Genomic DNA, 15,039 nt, shown 5'->3' on the forward strand with positions numbered 1-15,039 from the left:
CTTGCTCTATACAGGTGTCATGATGCTGTTGCGTTGGATTCGCCGCGCCCGCTTTGCCCTCCCCGCACTCTCGTTAGTCGCGCTCGCCGGTATGCATACGTCTGTCGCTATCGCGCAGACCGCGCAACCGGTCACGTTGCGTATTGGCGATCAGAACTACTACAACGTGCGCGCGTCCATCGAGGCCTCCGGCGCGTTGGAAGGCGCGAACTATCAGGTTGAATGGAAACACTTTCAGTCCGCGGCACCCGTCGCCGAAGGGCTGAACGCCGGTGCGCTGGATCTCGGCTTTCTCGGTGACTCCGGCTTCCTGTTTCTCGCTGCCAAAGGGGCACCAGTCAAGCTGATTGCCGTCTCTCGCCAGAACCCGGACACCATCGCGCTGCTCGTACCGAAGGATTCGCCGGTCAAGTCGATTCAGGACCTCAAAGGCAAGAAGGTGGCCTACTGGCCCGGCGCATGGAGCCAGCAACTGACGCTGCGCGCGCTTGAGAAAGCGGGCCTGCCGACGGACTACGTGCAGTTCGTCAAACTGATGCCGGTGGACGCGGCCGTGGCGTTGCCGAACGGCGCCATCGACGCCTTCCCGGTCTGGGAGCCGTACATCTCGCAGCAAGTGGTGCATAACGGCGCACGCGCCGTGATCACCGCGCGCAATCTGATGCCGGGTCTGAGCAGCGTGGCCGCCTATGCACCGTCAGTGACCGAGAAACGCGCGGCCATCGCCGACTTTCTCGTGCGTCTGCAAAAGGCCCGTGCTTGGGTCGAGACACACAAGGAGGCTTACGCCGATCAGTGGGCGAAGAAAGCCGGGCTGGATCGCGATGTCGCCCGTCACTGGATCGGACAAGCGGGCATGACCGTCGAAGCGATCGACAAACAGGCCGTCGCCGACTATCAGGGCACCAGCGACTTCCTGACGCAAACCGGCGCGCTGCCTAACCGCTTCGATGTGAGCAAGGTGGTCGATACGTCGTTCACGCAGGTATTGCAAGCGCAAGGACAAGCCTCGCGTCAGACGGCTGCGCGCTGAAGCGCACGCGCATGCCGTTCAACGGCAACCGAGATCTTTGAGATAGGCGCAGAACATGCGCGATACCCCGCCGGCGTAGACGTCGATCTCCGCCGGCGTTCTCGGGGTCTCGGAAAATTTTTTACCCACGGCGGACAACGTGTCGCCGATCAAATCTCCCGCCAACGCCCGCGTCTCCTCCGACGCTTTCGGCAGCACTTCCGCCATGAATTTGCGGATCAGACTATCGCCCGACGCACGGGCCGCATGCGCTTCCGGCGCATCGCGATAGAGCGGCGCGGCGTCGTTGAGCGCAACACGGGCCTGCGCCTCGTCGCACTCGGAGCGAATGAATGCATGCACCATCACGTGCAGACGCTCCAACGGCGGCACCGCCCGGTCTTCGAGAATGCGACGCAGCATGTCGCTCGTCTGCTCCCACTCGTCGCTTTGCAGGCGGAACAGAATCGCCGCCTTGTTCGGGAAGTACTGATACAGCGACCCCACGCTGACCCCTGCTTTCTCGGCAACCCGCGCGGTCGTGAACCGCTGCGCGCCCTCCTTCGCCAAAACCTGAATCGCCGCCTCGAGAATTGCTGAAACCAGCTGCGACGAGCGCGCCTGTTTTGGCTGTTTTCGCGAGGAAATACGGGCGTTTCGGGGTTCGGTCATGAGCGGACTCGCAATGCGAATAGGAAATGTGACGAATTCGTCGCATTATAGACGCACTGTCTCTCACACGAAGGTTTTGCCATGACGACACTGACTGAATCCCCGCTCGCGCCTTTGCTGGAGCGGCTTTTTACGGAAGCCGATGCTACGGCGCGCGCGATTGACTGGGACGCCCTCGATGGCCCCGACGGCAGCATCTCCCGCTTGATGAGCAGCCGCACCGAGTATCTCGAGCTTTACTCGCGCATGAAGGACTTCCCGCTGCCGGTGTCGCGCGAGACCGGCCGCATGCTCTACATGCTTGCACGCAGTTGCCGTGCCACGTCGATCGTGGAGTTCGGCACATCGTTCGGCATCTCGACGCTGCATCTGGCTGCGGCGCTGCGCGACAACGGCGGCGGTCTGCTCATTACCAGCGAGTTCGAGCCCTCGAAAATTGCGCGTGCGCAGGCCAATCTCGTGGCGGGTGGTCTCGACGATCTGGTGGAAATTCGCGCGGGCGATGCGCTGCAAACGCTGGGTACTGACCTGCCCGGCAAGATCGATCTGGTGCTGCTGGACGGCGCCAAACCGCTCTACCCCGACATTCTTCGACTACTTGAGCCGCGACTGCGCCCCGGCGCATTGATCGTGGCGGATAACGCCGATTCGAGCCCCGAGTATTTGGCCCGCGTCCGCTCGCCGGAGCATGGCTATCTCTCCGTGCCGTTCGGTGGCGACGTGGAGTTATCACAGCGCCTCGGCGCATAAGGGTCATCAAATGAACGTATTCGTCACAGGCGCCACGGGTTGGGTCGGCGCGACGGTTGTGCAGGAATTGCTCGCTGCGGGTCATCATGTGACCGGTCTGGCGCGCTCGGACGACAAGGCCGCCGCGCTGGTGGTAACCGGCGCACACGTGGTGCGCGCGTCGCTGGACGATCTGGATGTGTTGCGCGCCGCAGCCGGTGCCGCCGATGCCGTCATCCACACGGCGTTCAATCACGACTTCTCGAAATTTGCGGAGAACGCCGCGCAAGACCAGCGCGCCATCGAAGCCATGGGTGAAGCATTGCTCGGTTCGGCACGCCCGCTTGTCGTCACCTCCGGGCTCGCACGTCTCGCGCCCGGACGACTCGCCAACGAGGCAGACGTCCCAAGCGCGGACTTCGTGCGCAAGTCGGAAACGACAGCGAGGTCGTTGGCCGAGCGCGGTGTGCGCGCCGTCACCGTGCGTCTTGCGCCCACGGTGCACGGCATCGGCGATCACGGATTCATTCCGATACTGATTCGGTTGGCACGTGAGACGGGCGTGGCTGCCTATCCCGGCGACGGCAGCAACCGTTGGGCGGCAGTGCATCGCCTCGATGCCGCGAAGGTGTTCCGGCTGGCGATTGAACAAACTGCGCCGGCATCGGTGTATCACGCCGTCGCGGAGGAAGGCGTGACGATGCGCACCATTGCCGAAGCCATCGGACGCGGCCTCGGTTTGCCCGTCGCCTCGCGTGGGCGGGAACACTTCGGCTGGTTCGCGGACTTCGCCAGTGCGGATATGGCGGCATCCAGCGACGTCACCCGCGCCGCACTCGGGTGGCAACCGGCAGCCCCCGGCCTGCTGGATGATCTGGCGCAACCGGAGTACTACCGCGCGTAACGGAACGGGTGCGGGCTCACGCGCTCGCCTCCGATAGAAAGGCGCGAGGCATGCCGCACCTACTTCATGCCGCATGCCCCGCGCCACCCACGACTACCGTTTCCGTTTTACCGGCTGGCCTTCGGCACGACGTTCAGCGCGGAACCCGCCTTGAACCACTGAAGCTGCACGTCGCTGTAGCTGTGCTTCAACTGCACGGTTTCCTGAGTGCCGTCGCTGTGATGCAGCACGCACTCGACGTTTCGACCGGGCGCAAGGTCGGCCAGACCCAGCAAATCGACCCGGTCGTCGGCACGCACGCGCTCATAGTCGTCCGGGTCGGCAAAGGTCAGCGCCAGCAGCCCCTGCTTCTTCAGGTTCGTCTCGTGAATCCGCGCGAAACTGCGTGCGATGACGGCCATGCCGCCCAGCAATCGCGGCGAGAGCGCTGCATGCTCGCGGCTGCTGCCTTCGCCGTAATTGAAGTCGCCCACGATGACCCACGGCACGCCGGCTGCCCGATATGCGCGCGCCGCTTCTGCGGGTGTGACGTCCTGCGCGCCGCTCAGCAGGTCGATCGTGCGCCCGGTCGCGCCGGTGAACGCGTTCGTCCCGCCGTTCAGCAAGTTGTCGCTGAAGCGTTCAAGGTGACCGCGCAGCTTCAACCACGGACCGGCCGGCGAAATATGGTCCGTGGTGGTCTTGCCCCGCGTCTTGATCAAGATAGGCATGCCCTTCGGGTCGCGGCCATTCCACGCCGGCCACGGCTTGAGCACCTGAATGCGCTCGCTCTTCGGATCGACGCTGACTTCGACCTTCGTGCCATCGTCGGGCGGCGCAATGTAATGCGTCGCGCCGCGGGTGAAACCTTGCGACGGCACTTCGGGGGCGACCGCCGGCGGCGTCAGACGGAATGGCTTGCCGTCGGCACCGGTCAGCGTGTCGTGTTGCGGGTCGAAAGAAATACGGCCTGCCAGTGCCCATGCAGTGACGATTTCCGGGCTGGCGATCAGGTTCACCGTATTGGGTGAGCCGTCGTTGCGACGCGGGAAATTGCGGTTGTAAGACGTCACGATGGTGTTCGGTGCTGCCACGGCTGCCGACTCGCGCCGCCACTGGCCGATGCACGGGCCGCAAGCGTTCGCAAGCACTGTTCCGCCCATCGCGGCGAGTGTGTCGAGTTGACCGTCGCGCGCAATTGTCGCTCGGACTTGTTCCGATCCCGGCGTGACCATGAACGGCACGGCAGCCTTCACGCCATGTGCATGCGCCTGCTTCGCCACATCGGCGGCACGGCTCATGTCTTCATACGACGAGTTCGTGCAGCTGCCGATGAGCGCCGCCGACAGGGCGTCGGCTTCGACATCATGCGCGGCCAGTCCGTCACCCGGCTTCGCCTGCTTCATTTGCGCCGCGAGTTGCGACACCGTGCGCGCGCGATCCGGCGAATGCGGACCGACGACGTGCGGTTCCAGCGTCGACAGATCGATGCGCACGACGCGGTCGTAGAAACGCTCCGGATCGGCTTCGACCGCAGCATCCGGGGCCAGCAACGACAGATTCGCCTCGATCACCGGCACCAGATGGGCGCGGCCGCTCGCACGCAGATACGTCAGCATGCGTTCGTCCGCCGGGAACATCGATGTCGTCGCCCCCAGTTCAGCGCCCATGTTGGTGATGGTCGCCTTGCCGGTCGCGCTGATCGTGCGGGCACCCGGGCCGATGTATTCCACGATGGCGTTTGTGCCGCCCGAGACGGTCAGTTCGCCGGCGACACGCAAAATCACATCCTTCGGTGCGGTCCAGCCACTCAACTCGCCCGTGAGATACACCGCAATACGCTTGGGATTGAGCACTTCCCACGGCAGGCCAGCCAGCGCCTCGACGGCGTCCGCGCCGCCAACACCGACCGCGCATGCGCCGAGGCCACCGGCATTGGGTGTGTGTGAATCGGTGCCGATGATGAGTGCGCCGGGAAACGCGTAGTTCTCCAGCACCACCTGATGGATGATGCCGGCGCCCGGTTCCCAGAAGCCCAGCCCGTAACGAGCGGCAGCGCTGCGCAGAAACGCATAGACCTCGCGGTTCTCATCGACCGACGCCCGCAGATCGGCACGGCCTTCGACCCGCGCCTGAATCAAGTGGTCGCAATGAATGCTGGCAGGTACGGCGACACGGTCTCGCCCCGTCTGCATGAACTGGAGCATGCCGGTCTGCCCGAGCACGTCCTGAAACACGACGCGGTCGACCATCAGCGCGAGGTAGCTCTTGCCCGGCACGAGCGGCTGATTGTCAGGGTCGGCCAGATGGCTGAACAGCACCTTCTCTGCCAGCGTGAGCGGATGGCCAAGCCGTTGACGGACGATAGCAAGCTTGTCGTCCATGGCCGCATAGAGACGCGTGAGCGTCTCCGCAGAAATGAATTGAGACATCGATCACTCCTTTTCTAAGCTTTTCTAACTGCATTTGTGGGGTGGGTGGGTGCGATCGCAGGACGGATTCTGAAACGCTCAGCAATTCCCGTAAAATGAATTTATCTTTCCGATTACTCAATTTTTCTTATGAAAATCGACATCCTCGGCGTGCAGGCCTTTGTCGCGATTGCCGATCGCGGTGGCTTTCAGAGCGCAGCCGATGTGCTCTCGGTAACGCAGACCGCCATCACGCAGCGGTTGCGCAAGCTGGAGGACTATCTGGGCGTCATGCTCTTCGAGCGCACCACGCGATCGGTGTCGCTTACGCAGATCGGGCGGGATTTTCTGCCGCAGGCGCGGCGCCTGCTCGATGAGCTTTCCGATGCGCTCACCGAAATCAAAGAGAGCGGCCAAGCCGCTCGTGGCGATGTGGCGATCGCGTGTGTGCCGACGGCGGGTGTGCAGTTTCTGCCGAGCATTTTGCAAACCTATGCGCAGCGATTTCCGCATAACCGCGTGCGCGTGCTCGATCACTCGTCAGTGGCAGTGACTGACGCCATCCTGCGGCGAGAGGTCGAATTCGGCATTCATATCGCGGGACCGGGGCACAGCGATCTGGTAGGTCTGCCGGTAGCAGAAGATCAATTCGTACTGATCTGCCACGAAAAGCACCCGCTCGCCCGCCGCCGTCGCGTGCCTTGGCGCAGTCTCTCGCCATACCCGTTGATCTTTGCCGGACAAGTGAGCGCCAATCGTTCGCTGCTCGATGGCGCGTTGACCGACGTGAATCTGCAACCGCACTTCGAAGTGCAGCGCAGTTCGACGGCCGTGGGGATGGTGGCAGAAGGTGTGGCTGCGGCAGTGGTGCCGCGACTGGCGATCCAGAAAGGCGCGTATCCACACATACGCGTCGTCGATCTGGTCGAGCCGGTGATTGCGCGTACGCTCGTGCTCGTCACGCGACGAGGAGCGCAGCTATCGCCTGCGGCGCAGGCGCTTTACGATTTGATCGTCGCGAGCACCGCGCCGCATTAGATGCGGAAGAAGCGTGAATGAAGCGTGAATGAAGCGTCCCCAAGCGTTGCGCCCGGGGACGTTTTGAAAAACTTCAGCGCGCCGGCACGATACCGTGCTGCGCCATCAACGTCAGATTGCCGCCCATGCGTGGGTCTTTGAACGGCGCGAACGCGTGCATGGCGTCGTAGCGCTCAGGGTGCGGCGAACGAAGACGGTAAAACTCCACCCATCCGCTCGATCCGCGCGGTTGCGCGGTCTCCTGCACCGCCCCCGACTGTGCGTTGAACCACGCCGGATCGCGATAGCCATCGGCCACACGGGCAGCCAGCAACTCGATCGCGCCTTGCCGATACGCATACCAGTCGTCGCCGTGTAGCCGGGCCATTTCTGCCATCAACACCAACGGCGCCGTGGCGTAGTCGTGATAGTGAAGTGCACGACGCTTGCGGGCCATTTCCATTGGCAGGCTGCCATCTGGCTGAATGGCGTCGATACCGGTGCGGTAAATGCCTTGCGCCGTCGCCAGCAACGCGTCGTCGCGCGTGGCGAGCGCCGTCGCCATGATGCCCACACCCGTCCAGTAGTAGTGATTGTTGCGCTTGTGTTTCGGGTCGTTCCAATAAGCGAGATTCGCGCTCGACAACTGACGCAACCACGACTCGATCACCTCCCGCTGCTGCGGCGTGGCCAATGCCTGCGTGCGCAGATACGCGATGGCGGCAGCACCATGCGTCCATTGGCGCATGTAATCGGACTGGTCGTTATTCACATGAATCATCTGGCCCAGCATCGCGCCGCTGTTGGCCCACGCTTCCAGCCATGAAAGCGTGCAACGCCCGTCAGCCTCATTGCCCTTACCTGCCGAGTTGGCATAAGCGTCGGTCATCTTGGCGATTTGTGCCGTGAAGTCGTTCAGTGGCTTCACGGCCGCTTCGTTCTGCGCCTGAAGCTGTGGGTCGATTTGCGAACTGGCCTTGTCGGTGTAGTAGCCCAGCGCCCGGATGTCGGGGTTGCCCGGCGGCGGCGCAGGGCACTCGTGCGGCGCGGCGAAAGCGCTGAGGTGAACTGTCATGGTGAATGCGCCTGCGATGACCGCCGTGAGCAGGCGTCGTTGACTGATGCGTTGATGTTTCATGCGTCCCTTTACCGTTGACTCTGCCCTGCCTGCGCGAGCATCCACTCGCGAAAGTGCTGCAAGGCCGTGCGTTGCTGCAACCGCTCTCGCGGGTAACACAGGTAGTGGCCGTGATGCGGCACGTCGACCCCGGCATCGACCGGCTCGACCAGACGCCCCGCCGTCAGCGCCTCGCGTGCGAGAAACGCGGGCACCATGCCCACGCCCATTCCCGCCTCGGCCGCCTGAAGCAGTACCGAGTACTGCTCGAAGCGCGGCCCGGTGCGCTGCGCCTGCTCGCCTACGTCATGACAACGCGCCCACGTTCCCCAGACATCTTCGGCCTGACTGTGCACCAGACGCGGCGCACGCGCGACGTCGGCCACGTCCGTCAACGGGTAACGCTCGAGAAACGACGGCGCACAGACCGGCACGAAGCTACGCCCGTCTAGATAGTCGCTCACCACCCCTTCCCACGTGCCGTCGCCGTAACGAATGGCAGCGTCCAGCGAGAACGGAAACGCGTCGCCATGCGACAAATGACGGCTGAAGCTCAGCGTCACACCCGGCGTTTTCTCCAGAAAGTCGGGGAGTCGCGGAATCAGCCACTTCGTCGTAAACGTCGGCACGCTCGCAATGGTCAGCAGGTCGCTTTCCCCGCGAGAGGTCATCAGTTCCAGCGATGCATTACCGATCTCGCGCAAGGGCTCGGCCACGCGCTCATGATAGCGGCGCCCGGCATCGGTCAGTGTCAGATTTCTGCCCTCCCGAACGAACAGCGGCGTGGCCACCAAGGCCTCCAACGCCGCGATCTGGCGGCTTACGGCGCTGGGTGTCAGACCCAGCTCACGGGCAGCACGAGAAAAATTCAAGTGTCGCGCAGCACTCGCGAACGCGAGCAATTCAGCGACGTTGGGATAGCAATGACGTAGCGCAGGCATAGGGCTGGCAAGGGTTTCGAGGAAATGGCAGCGTCGGGCGCAACGCCGTCGACTGTTCCGTTTTCGCACAGAACGATGCCCGATTTGTGTGTTTTCTTCATGACGATGACACGTCCCGCCGCGACACTGGCGCCCAATGCAAAACCTGTCGCCCGCCCTTTTGGTAAGGGAAATAAAGGCTTCAGCGTCGCCGCAACCCTTTTGTCATGACCTGCCGACCAAGTTCACCCGATGTCCGACGTCCACATTGAGCGCCTCGCCCGATCTGTGCCATCCCGGCACAGCCCCGCCCCTGCCGACGCAGGTCAGGCGGGACGCGCGCCGCAGCGCTCACGCACCAGCGTATTGCTGTGGATCGTGCGGGCCGTTGCCGCCCTGTTTCTCATCTACCTGTGCCTGCCGGTACTTCTGCTGCTCGTAGGCGCGTTTGGTCAGGCGTGGACCAATACCGTGCTGCCGACGGGCTTCACGCTGCATTGGTTTGCCGAACTGGCTGGTGACCCGTCGTTCCGGCGTGCGTTCTCCACGAGCCTCATCGTCGCCCTGAGTTGTTGCGTGATGACGGCATTGGTCGGTCTGCCGCTCGCGTATGCGTTACATCACCGTTCGCGTACCGGCCGGGGCGCGATTGCGCGCCTCGTGACACTGCTGCCGGTGGCCGTGCCGGCGCTGACGCTCGGCTTCGGTTACATCGCGGTGTTCAGCGGCGACACGCTGCCGTGGCTCGGTTCGCTCTGGCTGCTCGTGTTGGCGCATACCGTGCTGACGCTGCCGTATCTCACGCAAACGCTGCTTGCCGACCTGCGCCATCTCGACATCGCGCGTCTCGAAGACTGCGCAGCGACGCTCGGCGCCTCGCCGCTCAAACAGTTTCTGACCGTCGCTGTGCCGAACCTGACACATAGCCTCGTCGCCGGGCTGGTGATGGTTGCGGCGCTGTCGATCGGCGAATTCCAGATTTCCAATCTCATCGCGGGTTTCCGCTACCGCAATTACCCGGTGGTGCTGCTTCAGGCGTTCTACGGTGCCACCGGTTTTGCCTGCGCCGCGACCGTCGTGCTGCTCGTGCTCGCGTTGATCGCGACCGGTGCGTCGATCGTTGCGGCATCCCGCCAGAAGGTCAGTTCATGAGTCTTACTCTCGAAAACGTCAGTTTCCGCTACGCGGGTGCACCGCAAGGGCTCGACGACGTCAGCCTGCAAGTGCGTCAGGGCGAATTGCTGGCCGTCATGGGCCGAAGCGGCTCGGGCAAGTCGACGGTGCTTCGGCTCGTCGCAGGGCTGCTCGACGGCTATCGCGGCCGCATCGCCATCGGCGGTGAAGACGTTGCGGGCGTGCCGGTCTGGAAACGTCAGGTCGGCATGGTGTTTCAGCAATACGCGCTGTTCCCGCACCTCACCGTGCTCGATAACGTGGCGTATGGCCTGCGCATGCGCGGCATCATTGCCGCCGAGCGCCAACGCATCGCGCTGGAAATGCTCAACCGCGTAGGACTGGCGGATTGTGCGTTGCGCCGTCCCGCGTCGTTATCGGGCGGACAGCAACAACGAGTTGCGCTGGCGCGCGCGCTGGCAGTGTCACCCCGTGTTTTGCTGCTCGACGAACCGCTTGCCGCGCTCGACGCCGGCATTCGCCAGCAGTTGCGCGATGAGATTCGCGCGTTGCAACAGGCAAGCGGCGCCACCACGCTGATCGTGACGCACGACCGCGACGAAGCGCTGAGCCTCGCCGACCGCGTGGCCGTGATCGATGGCGGACGCCTGTTGCAGATCGATACGCCGCAACGCCTCTACGATGCCCCCGCCTGCGCCACGGTCGCCAGTTTCACCGGTCTGTCGACCGTATTGCCTGCGCGTGTGGTACGCCCAGGCGCCGTCGATGTCGGCTTCGCAGAATTGCTGGCCGATACCGGTGCATGGCGCACCGGCGACGCCGTCAACTTGCTGGTTCGTCCGGAGCATGTCGACGCCGATCCGCCGCTGCATGCGATCAATCGACTGGCCGGCCGTGCAGGCGCAGTGCGCTTCTTCGGCGCGACCTGCCGCTACGACTTTCTGCCGAATGGTGCCACCACGCCGCTATTGGGCGAGCATCGCCGGCCCGCCACACACGCCGTGGCGCTCGACCCGGCGCAGCTTCGGGTGTTGCCCCCGGCGTCGAAATGACTTCCCCGATTTCCTTACCCCATGCCCCCGATGGAGCAATGTCGATGATTCGCCTCACCCCTTCGCCGCGCCTACTGTCTCGTGCCGTCCTGCCGGCCCTCTCCACGCTGGCCGTCTCGTTCGCCCTGCTCGCAGGCACGACCGCTGCCGTGCACGCACAAACGCCAAGCAACGCGCCGCTGTACCCCGGTGAAACGGAGTTGTACGCCAAGGCCGCCGACGAAGGTCTCGTCGTGTCGTTCGACACGGGCCCCGAGTGGGCCAACTGGAAGGCGCTGTTCGCCGAATTCCGCAAGCGTTATCCGAAGGTGGAGATCACTTACAACGATATCGGTTCGGCCGCGACGGTGGTCTCGCTCGACAAGGCACGCCGCCGTCCGCAGGCCGATACGGCCTACTATTTCGCCGGTTCCGCACTCGATGCCGTGCAGAAAGACGTAGTGGCCCCGTTCAAGCCGATCAACTTCGACACGTTGCCCAAAGTGTTTCGCGACAACGACGGCCGCTGGTTCACGATTCACTCGCTCAACATCGCGTTTCTCGTGAACACGAAGCTGGTGAAGCACGTGCCGCAGTCGTGGGCCGACCTGCTCAAGCCGGAATACAAGAACGCGGTGGTCTATCTCGACCCGCGCTCGACGGGTCAGGGACAGGTCGCGGTATTTGCTGCGGCGTATGCGTTCGGTGGCAACGTGGACAACCCGAAGCCGGGTGCCGAGTTCTTCGGCAAGCTGCGTGAGGCCGGCAATGTGATGCGTGTGGAAGGCACCACGCCTTACGCCAAGTTCGTGAAGGGCGAGATCCCGATTTTGATCGGTTACGAGAACGACGGCCTGAAGGCGAAGTACACCGACGGCATGGGCGACGCGGCGCAAGTCGTGATTCCGAAGGAAGCCAGTGTGTCGGCCCCGTACGCCATCAGTCTGGTGAAGAACGGCCCGAATCCGGACGCCGCCAAGCTGTGGCTGAACCTGATCATGAGCCCGGTCGGTCAGGCGTTGTTCGCACAGGGCTATGTGCGCCCGGCCGTGCCCGGCGTGCCGCTCTCGCCGGAAATGCGCGCGCGCATGCCGGACGCGCCGCAAGTGCATCCGCTCGACGTCGTGCGTGCTGCTGCCCAAAAGGCGGAAGTCGATCGCCTGTGGGCGGCGGCGGCACTCGCCAAGTGAGAGCGCACGAAATGACTTCCGCCCGCGCCAATCCGGTCCCGGCTAACGAGACCGCCGCCGAAGGCCCTCGTGGGGTGCTCGCCCCGCGTGGCTGGGTGCGTCGCTTCGGCGGACTGCCTGCGGCCGTGTTGCTTGCCCTCGGTTTCGGACTGCCGCTCGGCGCGCTTGTGGTGGCCGCGTTCGAGGGGCATGGCGAAGCGTTCCTCGCCATCGCTATCGATCCGCTGGTGCGCGACGCGCTGGTGAACTCGCTGGCGTTGGCGGTGGGCGCGGGCACCGTGTCGTTGGTGGTCGGTGCGCTGCTCGCCGTCACGCTCGCCCGTCAGACGCCGCGTCGTCGCCGTTTCTGGCTCGCAGCGATGGGTGTTCCGCTCGCATTCTCGGGTTTGGTGATCGCGTACGGTTTCATTCTGGCGTTCGGCCGTGCGGGGTTCGTTACGCTCGGGCTGGCATCGCTCGGCGCTGACCCTGCGCGTGTCGGGGCGCTGATCTACACGGCACCGGGGCTCATCGCGGCTTACGCGTACTACCTGATCCCGCGCGTGGCGTTGATGGTCTACCCGGCGATTGCCAATCTGGACCGCCGGCCGCTCGAAGCTGCGCTCACGCTTGGCGCTCACCCGCTGCGGGCCATCGTCGACGTGGCGTTGCGCGAACTGTGGCCGACGCTGGCCGCGGCGTGGTGTCTCGTCAGCGCCATCGCGATGGGCACATACGGCACGGCGCTCGCGCTGGCCGGCACCCAGATCAATATTCTGCCGTTGCTCATGTTCCTGAAGATGTCGGACGGGCAAACGGATTTCCCACAAGCCGCCGCGCTGTCGCTCGTATTGATGGCGGTATGCAGCGGTGTGCTCGCTCTCGGAGAGTGTCTTGTACGGCGTCATCCTCAATGAGTGGTCGGCTGCGGCCCGCCACGCCCTCGATCGTCTGGCGGCCCGTCAGGAAAGCACGCACCGGCACGTGACGCCGGTCGGGCTGATTGGTCCGCGCGAAGCCACGGCGGCGCAGCTCGAAGCCGCGCACTGTGTCGGCGAAGCGCTGGCCGCGGCCGGTATCGCGCTCGTGTGCGGCGGTAAGGGCGGTGTGATGGAAGCGGCATCTGCGGGTGCGGCATCGGCCGGTGGCATCGTGATCGGTCTGTTGCCGGAAGACCACGCGAACGACGCCAATCCGCATCTGAGCGTTGCGTTGCCCACGGGGTTGGGCATCACGCGCAACGCGTTGATCGCGCGTGCCTCGGTGTGTCTGGTCGCCATTGGCGGCGGACTGGGCACGCTCTCGGAAATCGCGCTTGGCCTGCAATGGCGCAAGCCGGTATTCACGGTACTCGACGCACCGGCTGTGCCGGGTGCCGAGAACTTCGACGATATCGACGCGCTGGTCGTGGCTGTTGCGACCTGGCTCAGCGTCACCGGACTTCCCGGAGGTGACGCCCCCCGGTAAGCCACGCCAGCGGTACCTCCCCCCCGCCCCATATCGGGAAAAGGATCGGGAAAAACACGGTTCAACGGGGTATCGACGGCGCGTTCTCGTGACGTTCCTGTCACATATATTTAGGATTACTAATATTATGAAGCGTATTCTTCTCGCGGCGCTTGGGCTCGGCGGCTTCGCCATCGCGGCACAAGCACAAAGCAACGTGACTCTGTACGGCATCGTCGACGCCGGCGTGGGTTACACCAGCGGTCAGCGCACCGCCACCACGAAGGGTGGCGTAGGCACCCCCATCGTCTACTCCAACGCCTCGAACTGGGGTTTTGCCAGCGGCACCTGGTCGGGCGACCGTTGGGGCCTGAAAGGCACTGAGGATCTGGGCGGCGGCAATGCGGCCATCTTCCAGCTCGAGAACGGCTTCAACATCGGTACCGGTCAGTCGGGCCAAGGCAGCCGCCAGTTCGGCCGTCAGTCGTGGATGGGTCTGCAAAGCGCCACGCTGGGCAAGATTACGTTTGGCCGTCAGTACGATCCGATCGTGGACTACGTGGGCGCGATCAGCGCGGGCACGTTCGTCACCGGCATGGGCGCGCACCCGGGCGATATCGACAACATTGATAATCAAGCCCGCGTGAACAACTCGGTGAAGTGGGCCAGCCCGGTGTACGGCGGCTTCCAGTTCGGCGCGATCTATGGCTTCGGCGGCCAGCCGGGCAGCGTGAAGAACCAGAACGCATGGGGTCTTGGCGGTCAGTACGCCAGCGGCCCGCTCGCCCTTGGCGTGGCTTACCTGCAAGCGACCAATGCTTACGGCAACACGGGCGGCACGTGGAGCGGCGCGTACGACGGCACGTTTGCGTCGTCGATCAACGAAGGCTTCGCTTCGGCCGCCAGCCAGCGCATTCTCGCCGCCGCCGGTACGTACACGTTCGGCAACACGCAGGTGGGTCTGTCGTACGGCAACGTGCACTACACGCCGGGTTCGTTCTCGACGTTCGCCAGCGCGATGACGTTCAACTCGATCGGGGCCACGGTGGCGTATCAATGGTCGCCGGCGATTCGACTGGCCGCCGCTTACAACTACACGCAAGGCAGCGACGTGAAGGGTGCCGGCGGTCCGAAGTATCAGCAGGTCAACCTCGCCACGTATTACGCGTTCTCGAAGCGCACGTCGCTGTACGCGCTCGTGGGCTATCAGAAGGCATCGGGTAACACGCTCGACACCTTCGGCAATGTGGTGTCGGCAACGGCATCGGTCGGCGACGTGGGCAACGGCATCTCGTCAGCCACCTCGACGCAGACGCTGGTGCGCATGGGCATTCGTCAGACGTTCTGATTTTGGTGTTGTCCCCCTCGCTCGCCGAGGGGGTGCTTGAGTTTCATCGGTCTCATCTCGGAGACTTCGCGAGAACCGGTACTTTGCGCTCGGCCTTCGACATGGCGTGGCACTGCGTAATGGCCCGGCTCACCCTTGGCACACCCTCGC

The 15,039-nt window shown here is 64.1% G+C and carries 14 protein-coding genes; 10 read left to right on the plus strand and 4 right to left on the minus strand.

The features are described from left to right. Positions 1–19 precede the first annotated feature (19 nt). Complete coding sequence (locus PIN31009_RS13035; protein ID WP_343039034.1) at positions 20–1,033, plus strand: ABC transporter substrate-binding protein; 1,014 nt, start codon at positions 20–22, stop codon at positions 1,031–1,033. 18 nt (positions 1,034–1,051) lie between these two features. Here the strand turns inward: PIN31009_RS13035 and PIN31009_RS13040 are convergent, their stop codons facing one another. Further along, entirely contained in the window at positions 1,052–1,684 is a 633-nt protein-coding gene (locus PIN31009_RS13040; protein WP_150790537.1) for a TetR/AcrR family transcriptional regulator, read from the minus strand. Positions 1,685–1,765: 81 nt separating this feature from the next. Between PIN31009_RS13040 and PIN31009_RS13045 the strand changes: the two genes are divergently transcribed. Beyond that, positions 1,766–2,434 carry an O-methyltransferase gene (locus tag PIN31009_RS13045; RefSeq protein WP_150790538.1) on the plus strand — a complete coding sequence of 223 codons (669 nt, stop codon included), beginning with the start codon at positions 1,766–1,768 and terminating at the stop codon, positions 2,432–2,434. A gap of 10 nt (positions 2,435–2,444) precedes the next feature. Next, positions 2,445–3,317 (plus strand): SDR family oxidoreductase, encoded by an 873-nt coding sequence (locus tag PIN31009_RS13050; protein ID WP_150790539.1) that lies wholly within the window; start codon positions 2,445–2,447, stop codon positions 3,315–3,317. Positions 3,318–3,424: 107 nt separating this feature from the next. On the opposite strand, the gene PIN31009_RS13055 is transcribed toward PIN31009_RS13050, so the two are convergent. Then, positions 3,425–5,728 (minus strand): aconitate hydratase, encoded by a 2,304-nt coding sequence (locus PIN31009_RS13055; RefSeq protein ID WP_150790540.1) that lies wholly within the window; start codon positions 5,726–5,728, stop codon positions 3,425–3,427. A 129-nt stretch (positions 5,729–5,857) separates the two neighbouring features. On the opposite strand from PIN31009_RS13055, the gene PIN31009_RS13060 reads away from it, so the two are divergent. Further along, positions 5,858–6,745, plus strand: coding sequence for a LysR family transcriptional regulator (locus PIN31009_RS13060; RefSeq protein WP_150685275.1), 888 nt, complete (start codon positions 5,858–5,860; stop codon positions 6,743–6,745). Between the two features lie 73 nt (positions 6,746–6,818). Here the strand turns inward: PIN31009_RS13060 and PIN31009_RS13065 are convergent, their stop codons facing one another. Next, entirely contained in the window at positions 6,819–7,799 is a 981-nt protein-coding gene (locus tag PIN31009_RS13065) for an alginate lyase family protein (RefSeq protein ID WP_150790541.1), read from the minus strand. Between the two features lie 71 nt (positions 7,800–7,870). After that, on the minus strand, positions 7,871–8,782 hold the full coding sequence (locus PIN31009_RS13070) for a LysR substrate-binding domain-containing protein (protein ID WP_150685273.1): 912 nt from the start codon (positions 8,780–8,782) through the stop codon (positions 7,871–7,873). Positions 8,783–9,013: 231 nt separating this feature from the next. Here PIN31009_RS13070 and PIN31009_RS13075 point away from each other — a divergent pair, with 231 nt between their 5' ends. The 6 genes from PIN31009_RS13075 to PIN31009_RS13100 all read left to right on the plus strand — a co-directional run bounded on the left by PIN31009_RS13075 (position 9,014) and on the right by PIN31009_RS13100 (position 14,889). Next, a complete protein-coding gene (locus PIN31009_RS13075; RefSeq protein ID WP_150685272.1) occupies positions 9,014–9,913 on the plus strand; it encodes an ABC transporter permease in 900 nt (299 codons plus the stop codon). Continuing rightward, positions 9,910–10,947: an ABC transporter ATP-binding protein gene (locus PIN31009_RS13080; RefSeq protein WP_150685271.1), complete on the plus strand. Its 1,038-nt coding sequence runs from the start codon at positions 9,910–9,912 to the stop codon at positions 10,945–10,947. The genes PIN31009_RS13075 and PIN31009_RS13080 overlap by 4 nt, the downstream gene beginning before the upstream one ends. Before the next feature lie 44 nt (positions 10,948–10,991). Continuing rightward, positions 10,992–12,116, plus strand: a complete 1,125-nt coding sequence (locus PIN31009_RS13085; protein WP_150790542.1) for an extracellular solute-binding protein — start codon at positions 10,992–10,994, stop codon at positions 12,114–12,116. Between the two features lie 11 nt (positions 12,117–12,127). Then, positions 12,128–13,012, plus strand: a complete 885-nt coding sequence (locus PIN31009_RS13090) for an ABC transporter permease (RefSeq protein WP_150790543.1) — start codon at positions 12,128–12,130, stop codon at positions 13,010–13,012. After that, positions 12,990–13,562: a TIGR00725 family protein gene (locus PIN31009_RS13095; RefSeq protein ID WP_246185651.1), complete on the plus strand. Its 573-nt coding sequence runs from the start codon at positions 12,990–12,992 to the stop codon at positions 13,560–13,562. Before PIN31009_RS13090 ends, PIN31009_RS13095 begins: the two co-directional genes overlap by 23 nt. Positions 13,563–13,689: 127 nt before the next feature. Then, positions 13,690–14,889 carry a porin gene (locus tag PIN31009_RS13100; RefSeq protein ID WP_087687682.1) on the plus strand — a complete coding sequence of 400 codons (1,200 nt, stop codon included), beginning with the start codon at positions 13,690–13,692 and terminating at the stop codon, positions 14,887–14,889. Positions 14,890–15,039: the final 150 nt, after the last annotated feature.

This window comes from Pandoraea iniqua, from assembly GCF_902459685.1.
Classification (GTDB): Bacteria; Pseudomonadota; Gammaproteobacteria; order Burkholderiales; family Burkholderiaceae; genus Pandoraea; species Pandoraea iniqua.

Coding starts and splice junctions, on each gene's coding strand:
- PIN31009_RS13040 (WP_150790537.1), bottom strand. CDS start 1,684: ATGACCGAACCCCGAAACGCCCGTATTTCCTCGCGAAAACAGCCAAAA.
- PIN31009_RS13070 (WP_150685273.1), bottom strand. CDS start 8,782: ATGCCTGCGCTACGTCATTGCTATCCCAACGTCGCTGAATTGCTCGCG.
- PIN31009_RS13080 (WP_150685271.1), top strand. CDS start 9,910: ATGAGTCTTACTCTCGAAAACGTCAGTTTCCGCTACGCGGGTGCACCG.
- PIN31009_RS13065 (WP_150790541.1), bottom strand. CDS start 7,799: ATGACAGTTCACCTCAGCGCTTTCGCCGCGCCGCACGAGTGCCCTGCG.
- PIN31009_RS13060 (WP_150685275.1), top strand. CDS start 5,858: ATGAAAATCGACATCCTCGGCGTGCAGGCCTTTGTCGCGATTGCCGAT.
- PIN31009_RS13045 (WP_150790538.1), top strand. CDS start 1,766: ATGACGACACTGACTGAATCCCCGCTCGCGCCTTTGCTGGAGCGGCTT.
- PIN31009_RS13085 (WP_150790542.1), top strand. CDS start 10,992: ATGATTCGCCTCACCCCTTCGCCGCGCCTACTGTCTCGTGCCGTCCTG.
- PIN31009_RS13090 (WP_150790543.1), top strand. CDS start 12,128: ATGACTTCCGCCCGCGCCAATCCGGTCCCGGCTAACGAGACCGCCGCC.
- PIN31009_RS13075 (WP_150685272.1), top strand. CDS start 9,014: ATGTCCGACGTCCACATTGAGCGCCTCGCCCGATCTGTGCCATCCCGG.
- PIN31009_RS13035 (WP_343039034.1), top strand. CDS start 20: ATGATGCTGTTGCGTTGGATTCGCCGCGCCCGCTTTGCCCTCCCCGCA.
- PIN31009_RS13050 (WP_150790539.1), top strand. CDS start 2,445: ATGAACGTATTCGTCACAGGCGCCACGGGTTGGGTCGGCGCGACGGTT.
- PIN31009_RS13055 (WP_150790540.1), bottom strand. CDS start 5,728: ATGTCTCAATTCATTTCTGCGGAGACGCTCACGCGTCTCTATGCGGCC.
- PIN31009_RS13100 (WP_087687682.1), top strand. CDS start 13,690: ATGAAGCGTATTCTTCTCGCGGCGCTTGGGCTCGGCGGCTTCGCCATC.